Below are 26,039 nucleotides of genomic sequence, written 5' to 3' on the forward strand. Positions count from 1 at the left end.
TTACTTCAGGACCGGCGTGCCGGTCTCCGACGACAGCCACTTGGTCTGCAGGTCCCGCAGGGTGCCGTCGTCGTCGAGGGTCTTCAGGGCCTTGTCGACCTTGCTCGTCAGCTCCGAGTCCTTCGGCAGGACGAAGCCGAACTGGTCGCCCTTGCCGTCGTCGGGGAACTGCGCGGACACGGTGCCGTCGTCGACCTGGGCCGAGGCCATGTAGAACGCCGTCGGCAGGTCGGTGACGATCGCGTCGATCTGCCCGGACTTGAGCGCGAGCACGGCGTCGTCGTTGGAGTTGAACACCTGCGGCGTGACACCGAGGACGTCCTTGACGCTCGCGATGCTCGTCGAACCGGTCGCGACGCCGATCGCGTCCTGCTTGAGGGCAGCGATCGTGGTGTCGCCGGCGGCCTTCGACCCGGAGGTCGTCACGACCGCCTGGGTCGTCGTGTAGTAGGCGCTCGACATGTCGACGGCCTTCTTGCGCTTCGCGTCGATCGAGAACTGCTGGACGTTGAGGTCCCAGTCCTTCGGGCCCGGCGCGATGGCGCTGTCGAAGGTGCTGCGCTTCCAGACGACGTCGGACTTGCCGTAGCCCATCTCCTTCGCGACCGCGTAGGCCACGGCGGACTCGAAGCCCTTGCCTGACTGCGGCTTGTTGTCCTCGACCCAGGGCGAGTACGCCGGGTCACCGGTGGCGATCGTGAGCTTGCCGTCGGTCACGGTGCCGTCGGCGTTGCTGCTGCCCCCGGCGGAGCAGGCCGACAGGGCGAGGGCGGCGACCGCGGCGGTGGCGACGGCGAGGGTGAAGCGGAGGGGACGGGTCACGGTCGGGCCTTCGTGCGAGGGGGGTGGGGGCAGGTCGAAGTGTACTTCGCGGTGGGATACCAACGCGAAACGGTGTCGCGGTGCAACTCGACGGCAGGGTCTCCATCGTCGGCCATCGTGAAGTCGTCGAACGAGAAGCCCGGCGACACCAGGCAGCTCAGCAGCACCTCGCCGTCGCCCGGGATCGTCCGCTGCCACACCCCGCCGCGCACGAACGCCTGCGCGTCGTTCACCCGGTCGCGTCCGGCGTCCGGGCCGAGCGTGATCGTCGCACCGGGCTCGGGGACGTCACCGTCGCCGCCGAGCTGCAGGTCGACGGTGTCCGGCCCGTGCCACATCCAGATCTCGTCGCTCGTGACCCGGTGCCAGGCGGAGGCCTCGCCCGGGGGCAGCAGGAAGTGGATCAGGGTGGCGGCGGGACGGTCCCCCGCGGGGGTGGTGACCGTCGCCGGCGAGGTCCAGGTGCGGACGTACCAGCCGCCCTCGGGGTGCGGTTCCATGCCGAGGGCGATCGCGCGCTTCGGCACGTCGAGCCACTCGATCAGCTCACCGGTGACGGTTCGGCGCGCGGCCATTCCGGGGTGGGGTGCGGACTCGGTCATCGTTCCTCCTGGTGCGGTGCGGGGACGTCCATGTGCGGGGAAGCCGGTTCGGTGACGACGCCCGCCGCGGCGCGGACGACCCCACGGATCACGGTGGCGGCCGCCCGCCCGGCGCCGTCCTCGACGAGCTCGGCGAGCGCGTCCGGCACGGTCCGGGCGTCGACGTCGAAGACCGCCAGGTCGGCGCGCGCCCCGACGGCGAGGTGCCCGATGCGGTCCGACCCGACGGCGAGGCCCATCGCGTGCGCACCACCGAGGGTCGCCGCCGCGAGCAGCCGCTCGTGCAGGTCACGGTGCCCGTAGCCCTGGGCACGAGCGATGCGGTGGAGCGCGGTGACGTCGGCCATCAGGTCGAGGGACGGCGACGACGACAGGGAGTCGGTACCGATCGCGATCGGGCTGCCCTCGCGCAGGTAGTCGGCGACGGGCGGCGGGTCGAGGCCGATGACGGCGTTCGACCGCGGGCACAGTGCGACGGCGGTGCCCCGGGCACGCAGGAGGGCCCGGTCGGCGGCGGTCATGTACACCCCGTGGGCGATGTGGCAGTCCGGCCCGAGCACGCCGAGGCGGTCGACGAACGCGGTCGCGCTCGCACCGAAGCCGAGGGCCCGTAGCGCCCGGAACGACGGCACGTTCGCCAGGTGCCAGTCGTTCCCGTGGCCGACGCCGTCGACCCCGTCGAGCCCGGGGACCGGACCGAGGGCGGTGCGCTCCCCCTCGAACGCCGCTTCACCGAGGTGCAGGTGCAGTCGCAGACCGCGCTGCCGCACGATGTCGGGGAGCTCGAGCAGCGGGGCGACCTCGAGCGAGTACGGCGCGTGCGGGGACAGGCCGGCTCCGGGCGTCGTGGGGATCCGGTCGAGTTCGTCGAGCACCTGGTCGCGTCCGTGCGACTGCCAGGCGTCGTTCTCCCAGTCCATCACCTCCCAGTACGCGATGCCGCCGAGGCCGGCGTCCTGCAGGGCGGTCGAGGCCTCGATGTCGGTGACGATGTCCGCGATGCTCGTGACGCCGGCCAGGATCGACGCCCGTGCACCGTCCGCGGCTTCGGCCCGCCAGTCGTGCGGTTCGGCGTAGTCGACGTTGAACGCTGCGGCCCAGTCCTCGAACCCGCTGTACTGCCGTCGGCCGACACTGGCCATGCCGGTGTACTGGAGGTGCGAGTGCGCGTTCACGAGTCCGGGCAGGAGCGCGCCACGCCACTGCCGCTCGGTGAAGGTCGCGTCGGACCCGGTGAGCTGGTCGATGACCCACGACCGGTCGCCGACGTGCAGGATCCGGCCGTCCTGCACGGCGACCGCGCCGTCCGCGATCGGTGGCGCCGTCATCGGGACGACGACGCGCGCCGAGTGCACCGTGACCGGGTGCTGTCGGGCGCTCACGCCGGGTCTCCGAAACGGTGCGTCCGGACGTCCGGCTCGCGGTCCGCCGGGTGCTCAGCGGGGAGGCCGGGAGGCACGGGTCGGCTCCCGAAGGCGGCGAGCGCCGCGCGGGCGGTCACGTCGTCGACCGCGGGCTCGATCGGCACGACGGCACGCTCCAGCTCGTCGCCGCGCTCCAGGAGCATCCGGACGGCGCCGAGCTGCACGGCGAACGACAGGTCCATGATCTCGACCGGGTTGCCCTCGGCCGCGGTGATGTTGATGCAGCCACCGTCGTCGAGCACGATCGGCCCACCGTCGACCCCGGGGAACACGAACCGCTCGGCCTTCGGCCCCACGTCCTGGCGCCGGGCCCCGGCGGCGAGCGCGTCGTCGACGGCGATCTCCTGGTCGACCCCGCCGGCGACGGCGAGGACCGCACCGTCGGCGCAGGCCCGGAGCACCTCGAGGTCGATGGTGTCCGGCACCCCGGTGGCGCTCATCACGAGGTCGGCGTCACGCACCGCCTCGACGAGCGGGGCCACGGCGTACCCGGCGAACCGCGCCTGCAGGGCGCGGACCGGGTCGGTCTCGGCGACCGTCACCCGGAACCCGAGGGCGGTGAGCACCAGGGCGACCCCCTCGCCGACGTGCCCGAACCCGGCGACGACCGCCGCGCCTCCCGGCATCGCCCGGTGTGTGCCGGACGCGAGCCCGTCGACCAGGTCGAGCACCGCGAACACCGTCGACTGCCCGGTGCCGTAGCGGTTGTCGAAGAACGTCTTGGTGCGGGCGTCGTTCACCGCGATCACCGGGATGCCGAGCTCGCCGCGCGCTGCCAGCACACGCAGGGGCCGCAGGCCGCTCGTGGTCTCCTCGGCCGCGCCGAGCATCGTCGGCAGCAGGTCGGGGCGTTCCTGGTGGGCGAGCCGGATGACGTGCGAGCCGTCGTCGAGCAGGATGTGCGGCGCGGTGTCGAGCATCGCGAGGGCCAGCTGCTTCTGCTCGGGGAGCGTCGCCGTGCTGCTCGCGAACACCGTCAGGCCGGCGGACCGCAGTGCGTCGGCGACGGCGTCGTCGGTCTCGTCGGCGTGGGCGTAGACGACGACCTCGGCGCCGGCGTCACGGAGGAGCAGGCTCAGCACCGCCGTCTTGGGCTCGAGGAACATCGCGACGCCGATGCGGGTGCCGCGCAGGAGTCCGCCGTCGCGGAGTTCCGCGGCGACCGACCGGGCGACGGGCATGGAACGTCGTGCCCAGCGCAGGCGGGCGTCCGCTGCGGGGTCGTCCTCGGGGTCGCGGCCGGTGGAGACGAGGAAGACGTCGTCGGAGAGCATCGGGACTGCGAGGACGCCGGGGCGGGCGGGTGTGACGGGACCGAAGGCGTCCTCGTCGACGGCGGGCATGTGCCGGCCGGCATCGATGACGACCAGCGGGGTGCCGCGCGGGCGGTCGGCGGCCTGCTCGACCGCGGGCGTCGATTCCTCGGGCGTGCCGAGACACCAGAGCTGGTCGACGAGGTCGGACGGGTGCTGCTGGTGCTGGTGTTGGTGGTTCGGCTGCTCGGCCTCGCGCGCCCCGAGTGCGGTCAGCAGGTGCCGCAGTGCCGCGGCGTCACGGGGGTCGCCACCGACGATGCGGAACCGTCGGGCGGCGACGAGCAGGTTGGTCGCGGCGGCGAAGCGCCGGACGGCCGCCGAGGCCCAGGCCAGCGTCGCGGGATCGGGTGCTGGCGGCATGTGCCAATCGTAGGGCGAGCGGGGCGCGGGTCCGGCGGCGCTCCGGGAATGCCCGGGGGCGCTCCGACGTACTCTCTGCACATGAGCGATGCGACGACTGCCCCCGACCGCGTGACCATGTTCGGTGCCGACTGGTGCCGCGACTGCCGTCGGTCCAAGGCGCTGCTCGACACCCTCGGCGTGGACTACGAGTACGTCGACGTGGAGCAGGACCTGTCCGCGGCCGACCGTGCCGAGGCGATCAGCGGCCGGAAGAACATCCCCGTCGTGGTGCTGCCCAACGGCAAGCACTTCGTCGAGCCGTCGGACGCCGAGCTGCGGGCCGAGCTCGAGGCCTCCGGCGTCGTCTGATCGCCACTGGCCGCTGCGACTCCACGCGCCCAACGACACCTCAGGGCACTGTGGCGCGTGAGGTGTCGCTGAGCGCGAGCGGTCGCCGCACCGGCACCCCCGGGCGGACATCGGATGAATCGGGCATCATGAGCGCGTGATCATCGACGCTCACCACCACCTGTGGGATCCCGCCGACCGGCCGTACCCCTGGATGGACGACTCGGTCGCTCCGATCCGCCGCCGGTTCGACGTGGACGACCTCCGCGCCGCCGCCCGGAGCACCGACGTCACCCGGACGATCGTCGTGCAGGCCGTGCACGACCCCGGCGAGACCGCCTGGCTCCTCGAGCAGCCCGAGCCGGTCGCCGGGGTCGTCGGCTGGGTGGACCTGACCGCCCCGGACGTCGTCGACCGGATCGCCGCACTGATCGCGGGGTCCGGCGGGGGCCGGCCGGCCAGCAGCCAGCTGGCGGGCAAACGGCCAGCCAGCACCCGCCTGGTCGGCATCCGCCACCAGGCGCACGACGAACCGGACCCGGACTGGCTCGCCCGGCCCGAGGTCGTCCGCGGAGTCCGTGCGGTGGCCGCCGCCGGCCTGGTGTTCGACGTGCTCGTCCGCGCGCGTGAGCACCGCGCTGCCCTCGCACTGCTCGACGCCGTGCCCGAGGGATCGTTCGTCCTCGACCACGCCGGCAAACCCGACATCGCGGGCGGGGACCCCGGGTGGGCGGCCCGGATCGACGACTTCGCTACGCGTCCGAACGTGGCCTGCAAGGTGTCCGGACTGTCCACCGAGGCCGGACCGGAGTGGCGCCAACAGCCCGTCGACCGGTACGTGCGTGCCGTGGTCGAGCGGTTCGGCCCGGAGCGGTCGCTGTTCGGTTCGGACTGGCCCGTCTCGACGCTCGCCACGACCTACGACGACGTGGTGCGGCGGACCACCGACGCACTGGCCGACCTGACCCCTGACGAACGGCAGTCGGTGCTGAGCGGGACGGCGGAGCGCACGTACCTGCATGGGAGGACCCTCAGCACCCGCGACCTTGTCGGCAACCCGGCGCAGACATAGGATGTCTCTGGTTGCGCCGGTGCAGCCGGAGAGCGAGGAACGATGCAGTTCGCACGACTCGGCCCCGCGGGCGGCGAGATCCCCGTCGCGGTCGACACCGACGGCGAGGTCCTCGACCTCCGCCCGATCACGACCGACATCGGCGGGGCCTTCCTGGCGTCCGACCCGGTCGCCCGCGTCCGGCACGCGCGGAGCGCCGGGGACCTCCGAGCGCTGCCCGGCGCCGAGGGCCTCCGCCGCGGTGCACCGGTGGCCCGTCCCGGCAAGGTCGTCTGCATCGGCCTGAACTACCGCGACCACGCCGCCGAGACCGGCGCCGAGATCCCGACCGAGCCGATCGTGTTCATGAAGGACCCGATGACGGTGATCGGCCCGGACGACGAGGTCCTGATCCCCCGCGGCAGCGAGAAGACCGACTGGGAGATCGAACTCGCCGTCGTCATCGGGCAGACCGCCCGCTACTGCGACTCCGACGAGGCCGCGAGCGCCTGCATCGCCGGCTACGCCATCGCCAACGACGTCTCCGAACGGGCATTCCAGCTCGAGCGCGGCGGGCAGTGGGACAAGGGGAAGTCCTGCGAGACGTTCAACCCGCTCGGCCCGTGGCTGGTCACCCCCGACCAGGTCGACCCGGCGGCGCTCGCACTCCGGCTCACCGTCAACGGCGAGGTGCGGCAGGACGGCACCACGGCGGACATGATCTTCCGACCCGTCGAGATCGTCCGGTACCTGTCGCAGTTCATGGTGCTGTACCCGGGCGACGTCATCAGCACGGGCACCCCGGCCGGGGTCGCCCTGGCTGGGCACGCGCCGTACCTGCAGCCCGGCGACGTGGTCGAGCTCACCGCCGACGGGCTCGGCTCGCAGCGCCAGACAGTGGGAGCAGCCTGATGACCGACACGACCGCGACCGGGATGCCCAGCACCCACGCGGGTCTCCGCGCGATCGTCACCGGCGGCGCCTCCGGTATCGGCGCGGCCATCGCGGCCGCACTGCAGGAGCGCGGCGCGGCGGTCGCCGTGCTCGACCTGCAGCCGTCCGCTGCCGACGGACTCGTCTCCGTCACCTGCGACGTGTCGTCCGACGAGTCCGTCCGTGCCGCCGTCGCGTCGGCCGTCGACCAGCTCGGCGGTCTCGACGTGCTCGTGAACAACGCCGGCATCGGCGCCCAGGGGACGGTCGAGGACAACACCGACGACGAGTGGCGCCGCGTGTACGAGGTCAACGTCCTCGGCGCCGTGCGCCTGTCCCGCGCCGCGCTCCCCCACCTCCGAGCGTCGGACAGCGCGAGCATCGTCAACACGTGCTCCGTCGCGGCCACCGCCGGGCTGCCCCAGCGGGCGCTCTACTCCGCCACGAAGGGGGCGATCTCCGCGCTCACCCGCGCGATGGCCGCCGACCACGTCCGCGAGGGCATCCGCGTCAACGCCGTCAACCCGGGCACCGCGGACACCCCGTGGATCGCGCGACTCCTGTCGTCCGCGGACGACCCGGCCGCCGAACGCGCCGCGCTCGAGGCACGCCAGCCGCACGGACGCCTGGTGCAGGCGGCGGAGGTCGCCGAGGCGGTCGCCTACCTGACGAGCCCGCTCGCCCGGTCGACGACGGGCGTCGAGCTGGCGGTCGACGGCGGGATGCAGGCGCTCCGGCTGCGGCCGGCCTGATGGTCGCCCAGCGGCTCCGCCGCACCGGCCTGGAGGCCCGCCCCGGGTATCGTCGGGACGTCCCGTCGCGCACGCGGCCGGGTCCACAGGAGGTGGTGACGTGGCGTCGTTGACCGACGATGCGATCGCACGCATCCAGCAGATGATCGTGAGCGGCGAGCTCCAACCCGGCCAGCGCCTCCCGCCCGAGAAGGAACTGAGCGAGTCGCTCGGACTGTCCCGCAACAGTCTCCGCGAAGCCGTGAAGGCGCTCGAGCTCATCCGCGTGCTCGACGTCCGGCGCGGCGACGGCACCTACGTGACGTCGCTCGAACCGGGCGTCCTGCTCGAGGCGGTGTCGTTCGTCGTCGACATGCACCACGACCGGTCGCTCGTCGACCTGCTCGAGGTGCGCCGCATCCTGGAACCGGCGTCCGCCGTCCTGGCGACGGCCCGCGCCACGGAACAGCAGATCGACGAGCTCGCGACCCTGATGCAGTCCGTCGGCGAGGACACCGGCGTCGAGGACCTCGTCGCCCACGACCTGCTGTTCCACTCGACCATCGCGGGCATCGGCGGCAACCAGTACCTGTCCGGGCTGCTCGACGCGCTGTCGAGCAAGACGGTGCGGGTGCGGGTGTGGCGCGGACTGACGCAGAACGGGTCGGTGCAGCGGACCCTCGACGAGCACGCCGCCATCGTCGACGCGATCCGGCGCCGGGATCCGCAGCTCGTGCAGGCCCTCGTCGTGTCGCACGTCGAAGGTGTCGAGCGCTGGTTGCGGCGCTCCCTCGACTGAACCCGGCAATGCTCCCAGGAACCTCGGAGTTGTGTCGGTCCTCGGCCCTGACTCCGGCAACCATGCCGCGGCAACCGCACCCACGAGGAGGACACCGTGCTCGGTCTCATCATCAGCTTGATCATCATCGGACTCATCGCCGGCGCTCTCGCCCGGCTCATCATCCCCGGCAAGCAGAACATCGGCATCCTCATGACGATCGTCCTGGGCATCGTCGGATCGTTCGTCGGCGGGTTCCTCGGGTTCCTGATCTTCCAGCACGACCCGATGGACGGCTTCTTCCAGCCGGCCGGCATCATCGGCTCGATCATCGGCGCGATCATCGTGCTGTTCATCTACACGCGCGTCGCCGGCCGCGGTTCGCGCCGCTAGGCACCACGCCGCCGGCCGGCTTCTTCCAGCCGGCCGGCATCATCGGCTCGATCATCGGCGCGATCATCGTGCTGTTCATCTACACGCGCGTCGCCGGCCGCGGTTCGCGCCGCTAGGCACCACGCCGCCGGCCGGCTTCTTCCAGCCGGCCGGCATCATCGGCTCGATCATCGGCGCGATCATCGTGCTGTTCATCTACACGCGCGTCGCCGGCCGCGGTTCGCGCCGCTAGGCACCACGCCGCCGGCCGGCTTCTTCCAGCCGGCCGGCATCATCGGCTCGATCATCGGCGCGATCATCGTGCTGTTCATCTACACGCGCGTCGCCGGCCGCGGTTCGCGCCGCTAGGCACCACGCCGCCGGTCCGACCGGCACACCACTGAAGTCACCCCGAACCACGCAACGACGTGGATCGGGGTGACTTTCGTCGTCCGTGACTCAGGCCGCGAGCAGGCCCGCCGCGCGAAGGTCGTCCCACAGCGCCTCCGGCACGTCGGCGGCGGCGCGTGCGACGTTCGAGCGCACCTGGTCGGCGGACTGCACCCCGAGCGCGATCGCCGCGACCGCCGCAGCCCGGCGCGGGAAGGCCAGCGCGGCCTCGGGCAGCGTGACTCCGTGGCGCTCGCAGACGTCGGCGACGGCGTTGGCTCGGGCGAGCAGCTGCGCGGAGGCCTCGGCGTAGTCGTACGTCGCACCCACGGCGGGCCGCTCCTGGCCGAGCAACCCCGAGTTGTAGACCCCGACCGCCACGACCGCGACGCCCAGCGACGCGCACCGGTCGACGAGTGCCGCAGCCGGTTGCTCGAGCAGGGTGTACCGGCCGGCGAGCATGACGACGTCGCAGAGTCCGGTGTCGACGGCCGCCGACAGCGCCTCGACGGAGTTCGACCCGACGCCGACCGCCCGCACCACGCCATCGTCACGGAGCTCGGCGAGCGTCGGCAGCGCCTGGGTCAGGCCGTCCGTGAGCGAGTACACGTCCGGGTCGTGCAGGTAGGCGACGTCGACGTGGTCGAGCCCGAGCCGGCCGAGCGACTCGTCGAGCGAGCGCCGGACGCCCGCCGGCGACGGGTCCCACTGCCGCACGGTGTCGTCCGGCACCGCGAAGCCCCCGGACGCCAGGTCGTCGCCGTCGCCGCGCCCGGGCACGAGCACCCGCCCGACCTTCGTCGACACGAGGAAGTCCTGCCGGGGGCGTCCGGCGAGCGCCGCACCGAGCCGCCGTTCGGACAGCCCCAGGCCGTAGTGCGGGGCGGTGTCGAACCCGCGGACCCCGGCGTCCCATGCGGCGTCGACCGTGGCGCGGGCGTCGTCGTCGGACACCGGACGGAGCAGGTTGCCGATGCCGGCCCCGCCGAACCAGAACGGGCCGCGGTCCAGGTCGAGGGCCGTCACGGGTCCACCTGATCCACGTGGTGCACCTGGTCCGACAGCGACCAGACCCGCGGGATCCCGTCGTCGTCGCCCGAGTAGTCGTCGTCCGCCTCGAGCAGCGGGTTGATCGTCTCCTGCCACTCGGCGTTGACCGGGTCGTCGGCGAGCGCCCGGCGCATCGCCCGGTGGTCCTCGACCTCGATCAGGTGGACCAGGTCGAGCCCGTCCCGCCAGATCGTCCAGTCGTGCACCCCGGCCTCGCGCAGGCGTGCCGCGAGCGCGGGCGGGACCGAGGTGTGCACGGTGTCGTACGCCGCCTCGTTCCCGGCCCGCAGTCGTGTCCGCGTCAGGATCCGCTGCATCAGTCGCGCAGGAACAGCTCGACGACGGGCACGGCGACGTCGGGCCGCACGATCGGCAGCGTCAGGGTGAGCGTGCCGGCGGGCTGGCCGCCGAGCCCGGTGTTCTGCGCCCGGGTGCCCGGCGGGATCTCGCGGAAGTGGATCTCCGACGCGTCGTTGAGCAGCTGCGCGTACGCCACCCGGCCGGCGAGGTCGGGCAGGTGCACGTGCTCGAACGGCCACGCGAACAGGTGCAGGTACAGGCGGTTGCCGTTCTGCGTGTAGACGGTGTTCCGTGGGGCGACGAACCGCGACGGCCCCGCCCCGTACACCGAGCGAGCGTGCTGGTGCATCCACGTCCCGATGCCGTCGAGCGTCTGCCCCGAGACCCCGTCGAACTCGCCGCGACCGGTCGGGCCGATGTTGAGCAGCATGTTCCCGTTGTTCGAGACGCCGTCGACGAGCATGCGGACGAGCAGGTCGACCGCCTTCAGGTTCAGGTTGTCGCGGTCGTAGCCCCACGAGCCGTTCAGCGTCTGGCAGGCCTCCCACGGCACCGGGACGCCGTCGACCTCCATCGGCTTGTCGGGCTGGTACTGCTCGGGGGTGACCAGGTCACCGGGGATGTCGAGCCGGTCGTTCACGATGATGCCGGGCTGCAGCCGCTTCGTCAGCGCCATGAGTTCCTCGGACCCCCACTCGTCCCGGCCCTTGCCGCCCCAGATGTCCTCGTGGTCGTTGTCCCGGTACGAGAAGTCGTAGAACAGGTAGTCGATCTGCCCGTAGTCGGTGAGCAGCTCCTCGACCTGACCGTGGAGGTACTCGCGGTAGCGCGACATGTCGCGGCCCTCGTTCAGCGCTGCGATCGCCTGCTCGCCGTCGTCGCGCCGGGGGTGCACGCCGTCGACGGTGAAGTCCGGGTGGTGCCAGTCGATGAGCGAGTGGTAGAAGCCGACCCGCAGCCCCTCGGCACGGACGGCGTCGACGAACTCGCGCACGATGTCACGGCCGAACGGGGTGTTCGTGGACTTGTAGTCGGTCAGGGCGGTGTCCCACAGGCAGAAGCCCTCGTGGTGCTTCGTGGTGAGGACGACGTACTTCATTCCCGCCTGCCGTGCCCGACGTGCCCAGTCCGCGGCGTCGAACAGGTCCGGGTCGAAGTGGTCGAAGTACTTCTGGTAGTCCTCGTCGGTGATCCGTTCGCGGTTCTTCACCCACTCGTGCCGTGCCGGCAGGGCGTACAGCCCCCAGTGGATGAACATGCCGAACCGGTCGTGGGAGAACCACGCGGGGAACCCCGCGGAGTCGGTCGCGGTCTGCGGCTCGGCAGGTGCGGTGATGGTCATGAGGCCAGTGTTCCTTTCAGTGGAGGACGAGAGGGTGACGGTCGGCGGTGTCACCGGCCGCCGAGACCGCTGGTGACGATCCCCTTGACGAGGTGCTTCTGGAGCAGGATCAGCAGGACCACCGTGGGCAGCATCGAGATCACCGAGGCCGCCATCACGAGGTTCCACTCGGAGCCCTGCTGCCCGAAGAACTGCTGCAGGCCGAGCGGGATGGTGCCACGGGCCTCGACGTCGTTGACGATGACGAGCGGCCAGAGGAACGAGTTCCAGTACGCGATGAACGAGAACACGGCGAGGACCGCCATCGTCGGTCGGGCCAGCGGGAGCATCACCGAGAAGAACGTCCGGATCGCTCCGGCTCCGTCCACCCGGGCGGCGTCGTCGAGCTCCTGCGGCACGGTGAGGAAGAACTGCCGCACCAGGAACGCGCCGAGTGCCGTGAACGCCCACGGGATGATGAGCGCCTGGAACGTGTCGACCCACCCGAAGCCCTGCATCATCACGTACATCGGGATGACGAGGACGTCCTGCGGGATCATCAGCGTCGCCAGGAACAGGACGAACACCGTGTTCCGGCCGCGCCACCGCAGTCGCGAGAACGCGTAGCCGGACAGCACCGCGACGGCGACGTTGATCGCCGTGCCGGCCGCGGCGACGAAGACGCCGTTCAGGATGAACCGGGCGAACGGCAGGTACGTGAACGCCTGTGCGTAGTTGCCCCACTCGATGGACGAGCCCCAGAGCGTCGGCGGGGTCGTGAACACGTCGGCCGACGGCTTCAGACTCGTCGCCACCATGTAGATGAGCGGCGAGACGAACAGCAGGGCCACCAGGCAGAGCAGCACGTAGCCCACCGCGTGGCGCACCCGGCCGGTCTGCCGGTGCGCGCGGGGCAGCGCCCGCGGGTTGATCGTCCGGTTGGACGAGGTCAGCTCACTCATAGTGCACCCACCGCTTCTGTCCGAGGAACTGGATGGCCGTGATGCCGAGGATGATGACGAACAGCACCCACGCCCCGGCCGATGCGAGTCCGAGCTGCTGGGTCTGGAACCCCGTGTTGTAGATGTACTGCACCAGGGTCTCGGTCGCGGTGCCGGGGCCGCCCTTCGTCAGGACGAACGGCTGCACGAACACCTGGAACGAGGTGATCAGGGTCATCATCGTCGCGAAGAAGATCGACGGCGAGATGAGCGGGAACTTGATCCGCCAGAACATCTGCCAGGCGTTCGCCCCGTCGAGCTGCGCAGCCTCGATCTGGTTCTCCGGCACCGAGTCGAGCGCCGCCGAGAAGATCAGCATGTTGTAGCCGAACCCCTGCCAGACGCTCATCGCGACGACGGCGAGCATGGCCCAGTTGTCGTCGGCCAGGAAGTTCGGGGCGTTCACGCCGACGGTCGACTGCAGCGTCGCGTCGATGGCACCGCCCGGCTGGTACAGCATCCGCCAGACGACGACGTTCGCGACGATCGGCGTGATGGTCGGGATGAAGAACAGCACTCGGAAGACGTGCCGGTGGCGGATCTTCGGCGTGAGCCAGGCCGCGAGTCCGAGGGACACGACCAGGTTGAGCGGCACGTAGAGCACGACGAACAGCACGGTGTTCAGCGTCACGGTGCGGAAGATCGGGTCGGAGAAGAGCTGCGCGTAGTTCGACAGGCCGGCCCACGAGCGTTCGCCGAGCATCGGCCAGTTCATGAAGCTCACGACGAGCGACGCGAGGATCGGGAACGCCGTGAACACGACGAGGCCGATCGAGTGCGGAGCGGCGAAGGCGGCGCCCCACCAGGAGCGGCGGCCGAGCTCGGCATCGGCGCCGCTGTCCTTCCGGCGCGGGGCTGCGCCGGTCGCGACCGCGACCGCGGGGGCGGGCAGCGCCGCCTCGGCGGGTGGGTCCTGGATGGTGGTCATGCGACGACCTCCTCGTCGTTCGCGCGGTCCTGGTCAGGGGATGGGACAGGCCGGGAGGCGCGGGGCGGGGTCCACCCGCGCCTTCCGTCCGTCAGGGGGTGACGCCCGTCACTGCGAGCCGAGCTGGCTCGCGATGGACGACATCGTCTCCTTGCCGGAGGTCTGTCCGTTCACCGCCTGCAGGGCGTACTGCGCGAAGAGCTGGTTGAGCTGGTCGCTCTGCTTGTTGCCGGGCAACGGGGTGGCGTTCTCGAGCCCGGTCTTCAGGGCGTCCTCGACCCCGTCGATGCCGGCGTTGTCGTACCAGGCCTGCTGCGCCGCGGTGCGTGCCGGGAAGGCGCGACCCTGCTCGGCGAGCGAGGTGAGCGTGGCCTCGTTCGTCATCGTGGTGATGGCCTTGAACGCCTGCTCGGGGTACTTGCACTGCTTCGAGATGCCGAAGCCCGACCCGGCGGCGAACGAGCTGGGGCCGTCCGTTCCCGAGGGGATCGTCGTGATGCCGAGGTCGAACTTGACCTTGGCCTTCTGGCTGATGATCGACCAGGGGCCGTCGCTGTACATCGCCACGTCACCAGACACGAACGCGTTGTCGTCGGTGGAACCGTCGGTGCTCGCCTGTGTGGCGTAGCCGTCCTTGACGAGGCCGCCGATCCAGTCGAGCCCCTCGGCGAACTCCGCGTTCGAGGCGTCGAGCGTGCCGTCCTCGTCGATGACCCGACCGCCGTTGTAGCCGAGGATCATCGACTCCAGGGGGATGTCCTCCACGCTCGTGCCCCAGATCGGCGTGCCCGCGGCCTTGAGCTCCTTCGCGGCGTCCTCGAACTCGTCGACCGTCCAGCCCGGCTTCGGCTCGTCGACGCCCGCCTTCTCGAAGATGTCCTTGTTGTAGAACATGACCATGGGGCCGGTGTCGTACGGCAGCCCGTAGAGCTTGCCGTCGACCTTCATGCCGTCGAGCCCGGTCTGGTCGTACTCACCCAGGTCGAGGTCGGCCTGCTTCGCCATGTCGTCGATCGGCACGAGCACGTCCGTGTAGTTCGCGGCGCGGAGCGACTGGATGCTCACGATGCAGGGTGCGGTACCGGTGGACAGCTGGGTGCGGAGCTTGGTCCAGTAGTCGTTGAAGGGTGAGCCCTGGATCGAGACGTCCACGTCGTCGTCGGTCTTGACCGTGTCGGCGACCTTCTGCCACGCGGCCTTGTCCTCCTTCCCGGCGATCCACATGGCCCAGGTGAGGGAGTCCTTCGACTGGCCGTCGCTGGCGTTGCTGCCAGCGGAACAGCCGGTGAGCACGAGCACGGCAGCTGCTGCTGCCGCCAGCCCGGCGGTACGTCGTCGTTGCATCGGTGTCTCCACTTCGTCGTGGTGATGGGGTGTGCGGTGGGGTGTTCAGGCGACCCGGACGGCGTCCGGGACCCGATCGGGATCGGACTCGGCCCAGACCGGGCCGTCCGGGAACGCGTGGGTGGTCAGGGTGTCGGCACGCAGCTCGGTGCCGGCGCCGGGCGCGGTCGGCGGCCAGTAGCGGCCGTCGTGGACGTCGACCGGGGTCACGAAGTGCTCGTGCAGGTGGTCGACGAACTCGATGCACCGGGTGTCGAGGTCGCCGGTCAGGGCGACCGCGTCGAACATCGACAGGTGCTGCACCGCCTCGCACAGGCCGACACCGCCGGCGTGTGGGCACACACGGACGCCGTGCTTGGCGGCGAGGAGCAGGATCGCCAGGTTCTCGTTCACCCCGGCGACCCGGGTGGCGTCGATCTGCAGCACCGACATCGACCCGGCCTGGATCAGCTGCTTCGCGATCACCCGGTTCGCCATGTGCTCCCCCGTCGCGACCGGGATCGGGGCGATGCGCCGGGCGATCTCGGCGTGGGCGAGGATGTCGTCCGGGCTCGTCGGCTCCTCGACCCACGCGACGTCGAAGGGGCGGAGCCGGTCGATCCACGCCACGGCCTCGTCGACGTCCCAGCGCTGGTTCGCGTCGATCGCGATCCGGACGTCCGGGCCGACGGTGGCACGGGCGATGCCCATCCGTCGGACGTCCTCGTCAACGTCGCCGCCGACCTTCAGCTTGATCTGGGTGAACCCGTCGTCCACGGCTTCCCGGCACAGCCGCGCGAGCTTCTCGTCGTCGTAGCCGAGCCAGCCCGGGGTCGTCGTGTAGGCACGGTAGCCCTCACGCTGCAGGCGCGCTCGACGTTCGGCACGCATCGGTTCGGCGGCGCGGAACAGTTCGAGCGCCTCGGCCGGGGTGATCGCGTCGGTCAGGTACCGGAAGTCCACCAGGTCGACGAGCTCCTCGGGGCGCAGGTCGGCGAGCAGTGCCCACAGCGGCTGCCCCGCACGCTTCGCACGCAGGTCCCACAGGGCGTTCACCACGGCGCCGATCGCCATGTGCATGACGCCCTTCTCCGGGCCGAGCCACCGCAGCTGCGAGTCGTGCACCATCGCGCGCCAGGTGCCGCCCATGTCGGCGAGGACCGCCTCGGCATCGGCGCCGACGACGTGCCCACGGAGGGCTGCGATCGCCGACTCCTGCACCTCGTTGCCGCGGCCGATGGTGAAGACGAAGCCGGTGCCGACCAGACCGTCGAGCGCGTCGGTGGTGAGCTCGACGTAGGCGGCGGAGTAGTCGGGTGCGGGGTTCATGGCGTCGGACCCGTCGTGCTCTCGCGAGGTCGGGAACCGGATGTCGTGCACGTGCAGACCGGTGATGCGGCTCATCTGTGTCTCCTGCCGTCCGGTCTCCGTCGACCGAACGGTGCAATCAAAACATCCGATGTCTCGTGCGTCAAGAGCCTTGTTCTTGCGGTTCTGGCGAAAGTGGTCGCCCAACCGTCCGATGACTGCGCGATCGACGGTGTGGACGCGACAACGGCCTGGAGGCGCGGTGCGGGTCCGACCCGCACCGCGCCTCCAGGCCGTGGTCGCCCCGCGCCGGGGGCGACGCGATGGTCACGCTGGTCAGGCGGTGGCGAGCCGCCCCATCTCGGCGACGACCGCGCGCAGCCGCGCAGCGAGCTCGTCGCGGGAGCCGTCCGCCGACCGGTGGGCGGACTCGATCACGGCGGCCATCACGAGGGTGGTCGCGGTTCGCGCGGTGTCCTCGTCGACGCGCTCGGCGGCGACCGCCAGCACGGTCTGCCGCGCGTGCGCCATCCACTGCATCATCGCCGGGACCATCTCGGGGCGGGCTCGGACGAGCTCCTTCATGCGCCGGCGGTCCTGCGGCAGGGTGACCGTGTGCGCGACGAGGTCGCAGAGGTCGGCCACGAGCGGACCCGTGGCACCGAGGAACGCTGCGCGCGCCGCGTCCGGGACCGTCGTCGCCGGCAGTCCGAGGGCTGCGTCGGCCTTCGACGGGAAGTAGTTGAAGAACGTCCGCGGGGAGACCCCGGCGTCCGCGCAGATCTGCTCGACGGTCACCCCGGCGAGCCCGTGGTCGGTGACCAGGGCGAGTGCCGACCGGTGGATGGCCGACCGGGTCTGCTGCTTCTTGCGCTCCCGCAGGCCGCAGTCGCTCGCGACGAGGTCCTCGGTGGTGGTGGGCTGGTGCACGTGCTGCGCTCCGTCCTGTTCTCGGGCCCGTGCGACGCCGGGCCTCCGCGTCGTGTGACGAGGAGACCCGGCGTGGCTCAGACCTGCGCCCGACCACCCTGGACGGGGATCGAACCGGTGACCGGGGCGGTGGGCGAGCCCATCGTGTCCGCGGCCCGCACGGCCTGCGCCTCGAGGTCGTCGGCGGTGCCGGCGTCGTCCGCCTGCTCCTGCAGGGCCGAGCTCTTGCGGAGCGGCGGCGCCTTGAAGAAGAAGCTCAGGACGAACGCGAGCAGGATCACCGCGAAGCCGACCCAGTAGACGGTCACGGCCGAGGCGTTGAACCCGGACATGAACGGCCGGGTCAGGGCCGAGTCCGCACCGTTGAGGTACGACGTGTCGCTCGTCTCGGCGTTCGAGTCGCTCGAGTCGTTCGCGCCCTTGTCGATCTGCTTCGACAGCTCCGGTGCGAGCTGGTCCACCCAGTAGGTGCGCTGCCCCGAGTCCGACCAGTCGACGACGAGCCGGCCGTCCTGCACGCTCGCGTGCGCCTTGTCGGCGGCGGCGGTGAGCGCCTGCTGCTGCACGGCATCGGGAGCCCCGGCAGTGGCCTGGGTCACCTGGTCGGTGGCGGTGTCGAGTCCGGACTGCACCTGCTGCTGGAGCGGGGTGACGATCGGGTTCCAGATCTGGTCCATGACGCCCTGGTTCGCCTTCGCGCTGGCGACCTCCGGGTCGAGCGCCGCGCTGAGGGCGGGCTTCAGGTTCGACTCGTCCGCCGTGGCGTGCAGGATGTTCGTCGGCATGAGCGAGAACAGGACGGACAGCAGGACGGCGGTGCCGAGCGTGCCACCGATCTGGCGGAAGAACGTGGCGGACGACGTCGCCACACCCATGTCACGCGGCTCCACCGAGTTCTGCGATGCCAGGGTGATGCTCTGCATGAGCTGGCCGAGCCCGAGGCCGATCAGGAACATGCCGATCATCAGGAACCACAGCGGCTTGTCGATCGTCATGAACGTCAGGACGACGTAGCCGAGCGACACCAGGGCCGTGCCGATGACCGGGAAGATCCGGTAGCGGCCGGTGCGGGCCACGATCTGCCCCGAAGCGATCGAGGCGATCATCAGGCCACCGATCATCGGCAGCGTCGCGAACCCGGACTCGGTCGGCGTCAGGCCGGTGACGATCTGCAGGTAGAGCGGGATGGTGAGCATCGCGCCGAACATCGCGAAGCCGACCAGGAAGCCCAGGATGGTCGCCATCGAGAACGTGCTCGAGCGGAAGAGCTTGAGCGGGATGATCGCGTCGTCCTGCATGCGGGTCTCGATCACCAGGAAGGCGACGAGGCCGAGCGCACCGATGACGTAGCAGGCGATCGCGCTGGCCGAACCCCAGCCCCACGTGCGGCCCTGCTCCGCGACGAGGAGCAGCGGCGCGAGCGTGACGATGACCGAGGTCGCACCCCACCAGTCGATGCGCGGCTTGGCCTTGGCCTCGCCGAACTTCGGCAGGTGCAGGAACGCGATCACCATGAGGAGCGCGGCGACGCCGATCGGCACGTTGATCAGGAAGACCCAGCGCCACCCGGTGATGCCGACGATCGAGCTCGCACCGGCGAACAGGCCGCCGATGAGCGGGCCGATCACGGACGAGATGCCGAAGACCGCCAGGAAGTAGCCCTGGTACTTCGCACGCTCACGGGGCGCGAGGATGTCGCCCATGATCGCCAGCGGCAGCGACATCAGCGCACCGGCACCGATGCCCTGGAACGCGCGGAAGGCGGCGAGCATGGTCATCGACGTCGACAGGGTCGACAGCAGCGATCCGAGGATGAAGACCGCGATGCCGAAGATGTAGAGCGGGCGACGTCCGAAGACGTCGGAGAGCTTGCCGTAGATGGGCGTGGTGATGGTCGACGCGATCAGGTAGGCCGTCGTGACCCAGGCCTGCTGGTCGAGGCCGTGCAGGTCGTCACCGATCGTGCGGATCGCCGTGCCGACGATGGTCTGGTCGAGCGACGACAGGAACATGCCCGCCATCAGGCCGTAGATGACGAGCAGGATCTGGCGGTGCGACATGATCGGCTTGCCCGGCGTGCTGGCCGGGGAGTCCTGTCGTCCGCGCGACACCTCGACGGGTGCGGTGGCAGTGGACATGCGGAGTTCCTCACAGGGGATGTGGCGTGGTGGTCGTCGGCCTGGTCGGGACCCCGAACGGGTGTCAACCTTGCAGGCTCTGCAACTTTACACCGCAAGCACCTTTGCTGCCAACGCAAAGTTGCCGAGCGTGCACGTTCGTGTACGGGTTCTCAGGTAACGTCGGTGCATGGGGCGAACCACCTGGACCGATGTACCGACGACGCTGCGGCAGCAGGTGGAGGGGGTGCTGGGCGGTCCGGTCGTGACCGCCGAGTCCCAGGCGAGCGGGTGGTCTCCCGGCAGCGCCGACCGGGTGACGACCGCGGCCGGACGACGGGCGTTCGTGAAGACCGTGTCGCGCTCGCGCAACGAGGCAGCCCTCGAGCTGCACCGCCGCGAGGCCGCGGTCATGGCCCAGCTGCCGACCACCGTGCAGGCGCCACGGCTGCTCGACGCGCTGCACGCCACGGTCGACGGCGACGACTGGGTCGCGCTCGTGCTCGACGACGTCGCGGGCCAGCACCCGGGCCGGCACATCGACGGATCGGACACGCCGGCCGTGCTCGATGCACTCCACACGCTGCCGCCCGCGACCGGTGGACTGGTGACGCTCCCGCGCATCGCCGAGGACCTGCGCGGTGAGTTCGGCGCCTGGGACCGGATGCTGGCCGACGACGCGGACGCCGTCCGCGTCGCCGAGGTCGTCCCGCCGCACGTCCTCGACGCCGGCCCCGCGATCGCCCGCGCAGCGTCCGGGGCAGCGGCACTCGTCGACGGCGAACACCTCGTGCACGCCGACTGCCGCGCGGACAACCTGCTCGTCGACGACGCCGGGCTCGTCTGGGTGGTCGACTGGCCCTGGGCGAGCGTGGGCGCGCACTGGCTCGACCCGCTGACCTACCTGCTCGACACGCTCGTCCGCGGTGAGGACGCCGACGTCGAACACCACCTCGCCACGCACCCGGTCTTCGCCGGGGTGTCCGCCACCACGATCGACGCCGTGCTGGCCGGGCTCGCCGGGCTGTTCTTCGAGCACGCCCTGCCCCCGGCGCCGCCGAACATGCCCACGATCCGCGACTTCCAGCGGCGCGAGGGCGTGGCCGCCGCCGAGTGGCTGCTCCGCCGCTGGGCCACCTGACAGCGCGCCCGCCCGAGCGGGGGACGCGTCTGTCCAGGGAGCGCAGCGCACCGGAGCGTACGGTCCACCGCATGACTGATGAGCACCGCACCCCGCGTCCCGAAGACGACGCCGCGCGCCTCGGTCTCGTCGTCGTCGGAGAAGCAGCAGCCCTGCAGTCCGGCGACGAGGCGGCACTGGACGCGAGCGAGCAGAACATCCGCGACACGATCGACGAGCTGGTCGACGAGCCCCTGACCCCGCGGCAGGAGGAGGTCGTCGAGCGACTCGCCGCTGCAGGCGGCACCCTGACCGCCGGACTCAGCGGTGCCCTCGCCGCCCAGAGCGGTCGCAGCGTCGACGACGTGCTCGAGGGTGCGGCCCGCAGTGTCGTGTGGCAGCAGCGGCTCGCGGACGAGCGTGAGGACGCCGGTGCTCAGCAGCGCGACCCGCAGAACGAGAACGGGCGCGACGAGGGCTGATCCCCCGTCGCGCCCGCTGCAGGGACCCGCTCGGTTACTCGGCCGGTTCGACCTGTGGCACCGACTGCTCGCGCACGACGGCACGGGCAGCCGCCTGACCCGTCGTGGTGCTCTTCACGATGTCGCTCAGGGTGAACCCGGCGGTGGCACCGAGCAGCGCATCGACCTCGCTGAACTGGCTGACGACGCTCTTCGACAGTGCACCGGCGCCGTCGGAGGACACCACGGTGAGCGTGTCGATGTTGCTCATCGGAGCAGCGAGTTCGCGGGCGATGCTCGGGAGCGTCTCGATGGCCTTGACCCGCAGGACGGCCTCGGAGTGCTGTGCGAGCGCGTCGGCCTGCGCCTTGGTCGCATCGGCCTCGGCCTGACCCTTCGCACGGATCGCGTCGGCGGCGGCTTCACCCTCGGCGCGTGAGGCGTCGGCGGCGAGCTTGCGGGCGTCCGCCTCGGCCTTCGCCTCGGCCGCGACGGCCTCGGCGGAGATCCGGCGGGCCTCGGCCTGGGCGCGGGCGGTCTCGACCTGGGCCCCAGCAGCGGCTTCGGCCTCGACGCGGGTCTTGCGCGCCTGGGCCTCGGCGACGGCGGAGACCTCGGACTCGAGCTCGGCACGGCGCAGCTCGGCACGCTTCTGCGCGGTGATCTGCTCCTGCTCGACGACGCCCTGGGACGCACGCGCCTGGGCGAGCGGGCCGGCGGCAGCGGCTTCGGCGGACGCACGGTCGGCGTCGAGCTGCAGCGCGGCACGGCGGATGGCCAGGGTGTTCTCGGCCTCGGCGATCGCCTGGTCTGCGGTCGCGCGGGCCTCTCGCGCTTCACGGTCGGCCTGGGCCTCGGCGTTCTCGGCCTCGAGTCGCACGCGTGCACGCTCGGCACGACCGAGGTCGCTGATGTACTCGTTGCGGTCCGAGATGCCCTTGATCTCGAACGAGTCGACGTCGAGACCCTGGCTGTGCAGGGCGTCCTGCGCGACGGTGAGGACCGCGACGGTGAGCTGGTCGCGGTTCCGGATGATCGTCGAGACGTCGGTCGCGCCGATCGAGGCACGGAGCGAGCCGGACAGGACCTCGCGCGCGAAGTCGTCGATCTTCTTCTCCTGGCCGAGGAACCGCTGCGCTGCCGCCCGGATGGACGCGTCGGCCTCGCCCACCTTGACGAGCGCCACGGCCTCGACGTCGATGGTGACGCCGCGGGAGTCCTGCGCGTTGACGTTGATGTCGATCGCACGCGAGCTGAGCGACAGCTTCGCGACCTTCTCGAAGAAGGGGCGGACGAGCACGCCGGCGCCGAGCACGACCTTGATGCCGGACTCGACGGTCTCGGTGCCGTCGGCGTTCTTGACCTTGCGGGAGCGCTTGCCGGTGATGATGAGCGCTTCGTCGGCACCGGCGTTGCGGTACACGACCTTGGCGTAGATCAGCGCGATCACGGCGAGGACGATGATCCCCACGATGATCAGCGGGACGGCTCCGAGCGCGAACAGGACTTCCATGACTCCCCCTCCGGACCAGGCGCCAGCCTGGATTCCGCATCTGTTGTTCCGTTGGCTCCCATCCTAGGAGCGCGCGCGGACAGCCGGAGCGCTCAGGGAAGGGTTGGGGACAACAGGCTGGAGGCGCGGTGCAGGATCACCTGCACCGCGCCTCCAGGCCGGGGTAGCGTCAGCGCCTACGCGCCCGCACGCCACCAGTCGTCGAAGGGCGTCGCCGGCACCTGGCGCTTGTGCTCCGTCGCGCGGTAGCGCGACTCGATCGCCTCGGCGACCTCGACCGGCACGTCGTGGCCCTGCAGGTACGCGTCGATCTCGGCGTAGGTGAGTCCGAGGTTCGCCTCGTCGGTCTGTCCGGGCAGCTCGTCGAGCAGGTCGGCGGTGGGCGCCTTCTCGTACAGGCGGGCGGGTGCGCCGAGGTACTCGAGCAGCTGCCGCCCCTGGCTCTTCGACAGCCCGGTGAGCGGGGTGAGGTCGACACCGCCGTCGCCGTACTTGGTGAAGAAGCCCGTGACGGCCTCGGCCGCGTGGTCCGTGCCGACCACCAGCAGGCCGCGCTGCCCGGCGATCGCGTACTGGGCGACCATGCGCATGCGCGCCTTGACGTTGCCCTTGACGAAGTCGCTCAGCTCGACGCCCGAGGCCGCGGTGTCCTCCATGACCCCGTCGACCCCGTGCTCGATGTTCACGGTGACGCCCGGGTCGGCCGCGATGAACTGCAGGGCGAGCTGGGCGTCGTCCTCGTCGGCCTGCACGCGGTAGGGCATGCGCACGGTCGTGAACTCGGCGGGGTGCCCCTCGGCGCGGAGCGACTCGACCGCGAGCTGGGTCAGGCGGCCGGCCAGGGTGGAGTCCTGCCCGCCGCTGATGGCGAGGAGGTACCCCTTCGCCCCGGTCGTCAGCAGGTAGTCGCGCAGGAACCCGACACGACGGGCGACCTCCTGCTCCGGGTCGATGGTCGGCTGGACGTTGAGGTCCGCTGCGATGGCGGCTTGGAGTTCACGCACCACCCCAGTATCACGCCGATCCGGCTCCGTGGACCGGCGGGTTCCCGAAGACGTCCATCGGATCGACCGGGAGGTCCCGGGGCGGCGGCGACCCGATCACCACCGCCCCGGGGATCCGCGACGACCCGAACGCGTCGCGGACCCGGTGAGGCGGACGCCGGTACCCGCCGGCGCCCGTCCTGGTCAGGCGCGACGAACCCGTCGCGCCGGGATCGCGGTGGGTGGTCCGTGGTGTGGCACGGTGCCTCCTCCCCCGACGGGGTCTCCGCCGCTGATCCGCCCCCGGTGGTGAGCCAGGGGATGTGGGGCCCGTCGAACGGGCCGAGGGCGGCTGGTGAGGCCGCTTCCTGGGGAAGGTATCAGGGTCCGGGCAGGGCTCGACACCCCCGTTGTGGGGTCATGACCGGGGCTGCCTTCGTTGACAGTTCGATGGCTAACAGTTAGAGTCCTGATCATGCAGGCACCGGACTTCACGACACCGCTCCAGCTCATGCGGTGGATCGGATGGGCACAGCGCAAGGGTGCCGAGGAGTGGGTCCGTGAGCGCGACCTCACCCACGAGCAGTCCTTCGTGCTCGGGTACCTGCAGGAACACCCCGGCGCCATCCAGCGGGACGTCGCCGAGGCCACCCGGACCAGCGCGGCCAGCGTCTCGAGTCTCCTGCAGGGGCTCGAGCGGCGTGGCCTGATCGAACGACGACCTGACGCCACGAACGGGCGGACGAAGACGGTGCACGCCACCCAGGCGGGCATCGACCTCATCGCCGGGTTCACCGACGCGATGGTCGCCCTCGACGACTCCCTGCTCGCACCCCTCGACGAGGACGAACGCGAAACCCTGCGGCGACTGCTGCAGAAGGTGACCGCGGAACTCGCGCCGCCGACCCGCTAGCCGCACCACCGCACCACCGGCGCCACGCGCGCCACCGCACCGACCCGCTCCACGCACCACGCGCCTCCCGGCCGGATCCGCCGGCGCGCCTTCGCGACCCCGCGATCCCGCGCCTTCCCGACCCGCGACCCTGCGATCCCGCGACCCCATCGGTCGCGCGCTCCCCCCTGCCGTGCCGGCGTCCGTCGGCGCGCCCACCGTCATGCCCGGAAGGGAACCGTCATGTCCACCACCACCACCACCGCTGCGGCGACGAACCGCTGGTACCTCTCCGCTGCCCCGATCGCCCGAGCCCTGGTGCACCTGTGCGTGCCGATGGCCGCCGCGATGGTCGTCAGCGCCCTGTACAACGTCATCAACGCGGGCTTCATCGGCGCCCAGCACGACACGTCCCTGCTCGCCGCGATCACCTTCGGCACGCCGCTGCTCGGCCTCGTGATGGCCGTGGGCGGGGTGTTCGGCGTCGGCGGCAGCGCGTTGATGTCCCGGCTGCTCGGCGCCTCGGAACACGATCCCGACAAGGCGCGGGACATCAAGCACGTCGCCTCGTTCGCCCTGTGGGGAGCCGTCGTGACCGGCGCCGTGCTCGGCGTCGTCGGACTCCTGCTGCTCCGCCCACTCGTCGCCGTCCTCGGTGCCGACGCGGCAGCGGTCCCCGCCACGAGCGAGTACGTCGCCGTGATGCTCGCGTTCGTCCCCGTCCTCGCCGCGTCCTTCGCGCTCGAGCAGATCGTCCGCTCGGAAGGCGCCGCGAGGCAGGCCATGATCGGCCTGGTCCTGTCCACGGTCGGCAACCTGGTGTTCGACGTCCTGTTCATCCTGGGGCTGCACTGGGGCGTCGGCGGCGCCGCACTCGCGGTGGGCCTGGCCAACGTGGTCTCGATCGCCTACTGGGTGACCTGGCTGCAGCGGAACAGCGAGAACGTCAGCTTCGCGCCGAAGTGGTTCACGCTGCGTGCGGACATCCTGAAGCCCGTGTTCGGCATCGGCGTGGGCGAGCTGCTGCAGTCGGCGTTCCTCATCGTCACGACACTCGTCCTCAACAACCTCGCCGCCGGCTACGGTGACGACCCGCTGGCGGCGATGGGCGTCGCGGTCCGCATCGCCCAGGTGCCGGAGTTCCTGGTGATGGGCGTGACCATCGGCGTGCTGCCGCTGCTCGCCTACGCGTTCGGAGCAGGTGACGCAGCTCGGCTCCGTTCCGGCCTGCGCGCTGCGGCCCTGACCGTCGGCGGCATCGTGCTCGTCTTCTCCGGCACCGTGTTCGTGTTCCGCGAGCAGGTCTTCACGATCTTCTCCGGAGACCACTCGGTGCTCGCGATCGGCATGACGATCCTGACCGCACAGCTCGTCGCCGCCGTCGTCAACGGGTTCACGGGGCTGCTCACCTCGCTGTTCCAGGCGACCGGGATGGTCATGCCCGCGATGGTGCTGTCGATGGCGCAGGGCGTGCTGTTCATCCCGATCGTGATCGCCGGCAACGTGTGGTTCGGGCTCGCCGGGATCATCTGGGCACTCACCGTCACCGAGGGCATCGTGTTCGTCGCCGCGGTCGTCCTCTGGCTGGCGACGCGGGGCCGCATCGCCCGAGGCCTGGCCGAGGGCAGCGCGGCACGCGCCGACGCCGCGCTGGAGGCCGCTCCCGTGGCGTGAGGCGCGTCG

The 26,039-nt window shown here is 71.1% G+C and carries 27 protein-coding genes; 12 read left to right on the forward strand and 15 right to left on the reverse strand.

Annotation, left to right across the window (positions count from 1 at the left end; all coding sequences use genetic code 11):
- The 4 genes from DEJ06_RS08070 to DEJ06_RS08085 are packed head-to-tail and all read right to left on the reverse strand — an operon-like array spanning nt 1 to nt 4,524.
- Nucleotides 1-822 (reverse strand): ABC transporter substrate-binding protein, encoded by an 822-nt coding sequence (locus DEJ06_RS08070; RefSeq protein WP_111038990.1) that lies wholly within the window; start codon nt 820-822, stop codon nt 1-3.
- The gene (locus DEJ06_RS08075) at nt 819-1,424 is read right to left on the reverse strand and encodes a cupin domain-containing protein (protein WP_258372455.1); all 606 of its coding nucleotides are present in this window, start codon (nt 1,422-1,424) and stop codon (nt 819-821) included. Before DEJ06_RS08075 ends, DEJ06_RS08070 begins: the two co-directional genes overlap by 4 nt.
- Nucleotides 1,421-2,806, reverse strand: a complete 1,386-nt coding sequence (locus DEJ06_RS08080) for an amidohydrolase family protein (RefSeq protein WP_220036498.1) — start codon at nt 2,804-2,806, stop codon at nt 1,421-1,423. The genes DEJ06_RS08075 and DEJ06_RS08080 overlap by 4 nt, the downstream gene beginning before the upstream one ends.
- Nucleotides 2,803-4,524, reverse strand: coding sequence for an adenosylhomocysteinase (locus tag DEJ06_RS08085; RefSeq protein ID WP_111038991.1), 1,722 nt, complete (start codon nt 4,522-4,524; stop codon nt 2,803-2,805). Before DEJ06_RS08085 ends, DEJ06_RS08080 begins: the two co-directional genes overlap by 4 nt.
- Nucleotides 4,525-4,605: 81 nt before the next feature.
- On the opposite strand from DEJ06_RS08085, the gene DEJ06_RS08090 reads away from it, so the two are divergent.
- The 8 genes from DEJ06_RS08090 to DEJ06_RS08130 all read left to right on the forward strand — a co-directional run bounded on the left by DEJ06_RS08090 (nt 4,606) and on the right by DEJ06_RS08130 (nt 9,088).
- Nucleotides 4,606-4,875, forward strand: a complete 270-nt coding sequence (locus DEJ06_RS08090; RefSeq protein WP_017888006.1) for a glutaredoxin family protein — start codon at nt 4,606-4,608, stop codon at nt 4,873-4,875.
- A 136-nt stretch (nt 4,876-5,011) separates the two neighbouring features.
- Entirely contained in the window at nt 5,012-5,926 is a 915-nt protein-coding gene (locus tag DEJ06_RS08095; protein WP_111038992.1) for an amidohydrolase, read from the forward strand.
- A 42-nt stretch (nt 5,927-5,968) separates the two neighbouring features.
- Nucleotides 5,969-6,817 (forward strand): fumarylacetoacetate hydrolase family protein, encoded by an 849-nt coding sequence (locus DEJ06_RS08100; protein WP_111038993.1) that lies wholly within the window; start codon nt 5,969-5,971, stop codon nt 6,815-6,817.
- Nucleotides 6,817-7,590, forward strand: a complete 774-nt coding sequence (locus DEJ06_RS08105) for an SDR family NAD(P)-dependent oxidoreductase (protein WP_258372456.1) — start codon at nt 6,817-6,819, stop codon at nt 7,588-7,590. Before DEJ06_RS08100 ends, DEJ06_RS08105 begins: the two co-directional genes overlap by 1 nt.
- Before the next feature lie 100 nt (nt 7,591-7,690).
- Nucleotides 7,691-8,368 carry a FadR/GntR family transcriptional regulator gene (locus tag DEJ06_RS08110; protein ID WP_110862381.1) on the forward strand — a complete coding sequence of 226 codons (678 nt, stop codon included), beginning with the start codon at nt 7,691-7,693 and terminating at the stop codon, nt 8,366-8,368.
- 96 nt (nt 8,369-8,464) lie between these two features.
- Entirely contained in the window at nt 8,465-8,740 is a 276-nt protein-coding gene (locus DEJ06_RS08115; RefSeq protein WP_027466577.1) for a GlsB/YeaQ/YmgE family stress response membrane protein, read from the forward strand.
- A gap of 50 nt (nt 8,741-8,790) precedes the next feature.
- Nucleotides 8,791-8,856 (forward strand): hypothetical protein, encoded by a 66-nt coding sequence (locus DEJ06_RS18670; RefSeq protein ID WP_258372462.1) that lies wholly within the window; start codon nt 8,791-8,793, stop codon nt 8,854-8,856.
- A gap of 166 nt (nt 8,857-9,022) precedes the next feature.
- Entirely contained in the window at nt 9,023-9,088 is a 66-nt protein-coding gene (locus DEJ06_RS08130) for a hypothetical protein (protein WP_258372462.1), read from the forward strand.
- A 90-nt stretch (nt 9,089-9,178) separates the two neighbouring features.
- Here the strand turns inward: DEJ06_RS08130 and DEJ06_RS08135 are convergent, their stop codons facing one another.
- From DEJ06_RS08135 to DEJ06_RS08175, 9 genes are all read right to left on the reverse strand, one after another.
- The gene (locus DEJ06_RS08135; RefSeq protein ID WP_111038994.1) at nt 9,179-10,135 is read right to left on the reverse strand and encodes an aldo/keto reductase; all 957 of its coding nucleotides are present in this window, start codon (nt 10,133-10,135) and stop codon (nt 9,179-9,181) included.
- Nucleotides 10,132-10,476: an L-rhamnose mutarotase gene (locus DEJ06_RS08140; protein WP_111038995.1), complete on the reverse strand. Its 345-nt coding sequence runs from the start codon at nt 10,474-10,476 to the stop codon at nt 10,132-10,134. The genes DEJ06_RS08135 and DEJ06_RS08140 overlap by 4 nt, the downstream gene beginning before the upstream one ends.
- A complete protein-coding gene (locus DEJ06_RS08145) occupies nt 10,476-11,801 on the reverse strand; it encodes an alpha-L-fucosidase (protein WP_111038996.1) in 1,326 nt (441 codons plus the stop codon). Before DEJ06_RS08145 ends, DEJ06_RS08140 begins: the two co-directional genes overlap by 1 nt.
- A 50-nt stretch (nt 11,802-11,851) precedes the next feature.
- Nucleotides 11,852-12,742 carry a carbohydrate ABC transporter permease gene (locus DEJ06_RS08150; protein ID WP_111038997.1) on the reverse strand — a complete coding sequence of 297 codons (891 nt, stop codon included), beginning with the start codon at nt 12,740-12,742 and terminating at the stop codon, nt 11,852-11,854.
- A complete protein-coding gene (locus DEJ06_RS08155) occupies nt 12,735-13,709 on the reverse strand; it encodes a carbohydrate ABC transporter permease (RefSeq protein ID WP_111032368.1) in 975 nt (324 codons plus the stop codon). Before DEJ06_RS08155 ends, DEJ06_RS08150 begins: the two co-directional genes overlap by 8 nt.
- Nucleotides 13,710-13,817: 108 nt before the next feature.
- Nucleotides 13,818-15,053, reverse strand: a complete 1,236-nt coding sequence (locus tag DEJ06_RS08160; RefSeq protein WP_258372457.1) for a sugar ABC transporter substrate-binding protein — start codon at nt 15,051-15,053, stop codon at nt 13,818-13,820.
- Nucleotides 15,054-15,098: 45 nt separating this feature from the next.
- Complete coding sequence (locus DEJ06_RS08165) at nt 15,099-16,436, reverse strand: enolase C-terminal domain-like protein (RefSeq protein ID WP_111038999.1); 1,338 nt, start codon at nt 16,434-16,436, stop codon at nt 15,099-15,101.
- 240 nt (nt 16,437-16,676) lie between these two features.
- Nucleotides 16,677-17,270, reverse strand: a complete 594-nt coding sequence (locus DEJ06_RS08170) for a TetR/AcrR family transcriptional regulator (protein ID WP_111039000.1) — start codon at nt 17,268-17,270, stop codon at nt 16,677-16,679.
- Between the two features lie 77 nt (nt 17,271-17,347).
- Nucleotides 17,348-19,408 (reverse strand): MDR family MFS transporter, encoded by a 2,061-nt coding sequence (locus DEJ06_RS08175; RefSeq protein WP_111039001.1) that lies wholly within the window; start codon nt 19,406-19,408, stop codon nt 17,348-17,350.
- Between the two features lie 169 nt (nt 19,409-19,577).
- On the opposite strand from DEJ06_RS08175, the gene DEJ06_RS08180 reads away from it, so the two are divergent.
- Together DEJ06_RS08180 and DEJ06_RS08185 are read left to right on the forward strand one after the other, a co-directional pair.
- Nucleotides 19,578-20,528, forward strand: coding sequence for a phosphotransferase family protein (locus DEJ06_RS08180; RefSeq protein ID WP_111039002.1), 951 nt, complete (start codon nt 19,578-19,580; stop codon nt 20,526-20,528).
- Between the two features lie 71 nt (nt 20,529-20,599).
- Nucleotides 20,600-20,989: a hypothetical protein gene (locus DEJ06_RS08185; RefSeq protein ID WP_110863065.1), complete on the forward strand. Its 390-nt coding sequence runs from the start codon at nt 20,600-20,602 to the stop codon at nt 20,987-20,989.
- A 34-nt stretch (nt 20,990-21,023) separates the two neighbouring features.
- Here DEJ06_RS08185 and DEJ06_RS08190 read toward each other — a convergent pair whose 3' ends face one another.
- Together DEJ06_RS08190 and nadE are read right to left on the reverse strand one after the other, a co-directional pair.
- Nucleotides 21,024-22,481: an SPFH domain-containing protein gene (locus DEJ06_RS08190; RefSeq protein WP_111030687.1), complete on the reverse strand. Its 1,458-nt coding sequence runs from the start codon at nt 22,479-22,481 to the stop codon at nt 21,024-21,026.
- A 176-nt stretch (nt 22,482-22,657) separates the two neighbouring features.
- Nucleotides 22,658-23,485: an ammonia-dependent NAD(+) synthetase gene (gene nadE, locus DEJ06_RS08195; protein ID WP_111039059.1), complete on the reverse strand. Its 828-nt coding sequence runs from the start codon at nt 23,483-23,485 to the stop codon at nt 22,658-22,660.
- A 454-nt stretch (nt 23,486-23,939) separates the two neighbouring features.
- On the opposite strand from nadE, the gene DEJ06_RS08200 reads away from it, so the two are divergent.
- Together DEJ06_RS08200 and DEJ06_RS08205 are read left to right on the forward strand one after the other, a co-directional pair.
- Nucleotides 23,940-24,377 carry a MarR family winged helix-turn-helix transcriptional regulator gene (locus DEJ06_RS08200; protein ID WP_111030686.1) on the forward strand — a complete coding sequence of 146 codons (438 nt, stop codon included), beginning with the start codon at nt 23,940-23,942 and terminating at the stop codon, nt 24,375-24,377.
- Nucleotides 24,378-24,599: 222 nt separating this feature from the next.
- A complete protein-coding gene (locus DEJ06_RS08205) occupies nt 24,600-26,030 on the forward strand; it encodes an MATE family efflux transporter (protein ID WP_111039003.1) in 1,431 nt (476 codons plus the stop codon).
- Nucleotides 26,031-26,039 lie beyond the last annotated feature (9 nt).

It is taken from the genome of Curtobacterium sp. MCLR17_051 (genome assembly GCF_003234395.1).
GTDB classification, from domain to species: domain Bacteria; phylum Actinomycetota; class Actinomycetes; order Actinomycetales; family Microbacteriaceae; genus Curtobacterium; species Curtobacterium flaccumfaciens.

Excerpts from the sequence above, each read along its gene's own strand:
- DEJ06_RS08185 (WP_110863065.1), top strand. The coding sequence starts at position 20,600 with ATGACTGATGAGCACCGCACCCCGCGTCCCGAAGACGACGCCGCGCGC.
- DEJ06_RS08085 (WP_111038991.1), bottom strand. The coding sequence starts at position 4,524 with ATGCCGCCAGCACCCGATCCCGCGACGCTGGCCTGGGCCTCGGCGGCC.
- DEJ06_RS08090 (WP_017888006.1), top strand. The coding sequence starts at position 4,606 with ATGAGCGATGCGACGACTGCCCCCGACCGCGTGACCATGTTCGGTGCC.
- DEJ06_RS08140 (WP_111038995.1), bottom strand. The coding sequence starts at position 10,476 with ATGCAGCGGATCCTGACGCGGACACGACTGCGGGCCGGGAACGAGGCG.
- DEJ06_RS08075 (WP_258372455.1), bottom strand. The coding sequence starts at position 1,424 with ATGACCGAGTCCGCACCCCACCCCGGAATGGCCGCGCGCCGAACCGTC.
- DEJ06_RS08180 (WP_111039002.1), top strand. The coding sequence starts at position 19,578 with ATGGGGCGAACCACCTGGACCGATGTACCGACGACGCTGCGGCAGCAG.
- DEJ06_RS08100 (WP_111038993.1), top strand. The coding sequence starts at position 5,969 with ATGCAGTTCGCACGACTCGGCCCCGCGGGCGGCGAGATCCCCGTCGCG.
- DEJ06_RS08205 (WP_111039003.1), top strand. The coding sequence starts at position 24,600 with ATGTCCACCACCACCACCACCGCTGCGGCGACGAACCGCTGGTACCTC.
- DEJ06_RS08165 (WP_111038999.1), bottom strand. The coding sequence starts at position 16,436 with ATGAGCCGCATCACCGGTCTGCACGTGCACGACATCCGGTTCCCGACC.
- DEJ06_RS08150 (WP_111038997.1), bottom strand. The coding sequence starts at position 12,742 with ATGAGTGAGCTGACCTCGTCCAACCGGACGATCAACCCGCGGGCGCTG.
- DEJ06_RS08160 (WP_258372457.1), bottom strand. The coding sequence starts at position 15,053 with ATGCAACGACGACGTACCGCCGGGCTGGCGGCAGCAGCAGCTGCCGTG.
- DEJ06_RS08145 (WP_111038996.1), bottom strand. The coding sequence starts at position 11,801 with ATGACCATCACCGCACCTGCCGAGCCGCAGACCGCGACCGACTCCGCG.
- DEJ06_RS08105 (WP_258372456.1), top strand. The coding sequence starts at position 6,817 with ATGACCGACACGACCGCGACCGGGATGCCCAGCACCCACGCGGGTCTC.
- DEJ06_RS08200 (WP_111030686.1), top strand. The coding sequence starts at position 23,940 with ATGCAGGCACCGGACTTCACGACACCGCTCCAGCTCATGCGGTGGATC.
- DEJ06_RS08175 (WP_111039001.1), bottom strand. The coding sequence starts at position 19,408 with ATGTCCACTGCCACCGCACCCGTCGAGGTGTCGCGCGGACGACAGGAC.
- DEJ06_RS08155 (WP_111032368.1), bottom strand. The coding sequence starts at position 13,709 with ATGACCACCATCCAGGACCCACCCGCCGAGGCGGCGCTGCCCGCCCCC.
- DEJ06_RS08190 (WP_111030687.1), bottom strand. The coding sequence starts at position 22,481 with ATGGAAGTCCTGTTCGCGCTCGGAGCCGTCCCGCTGATCATCGTGGGG.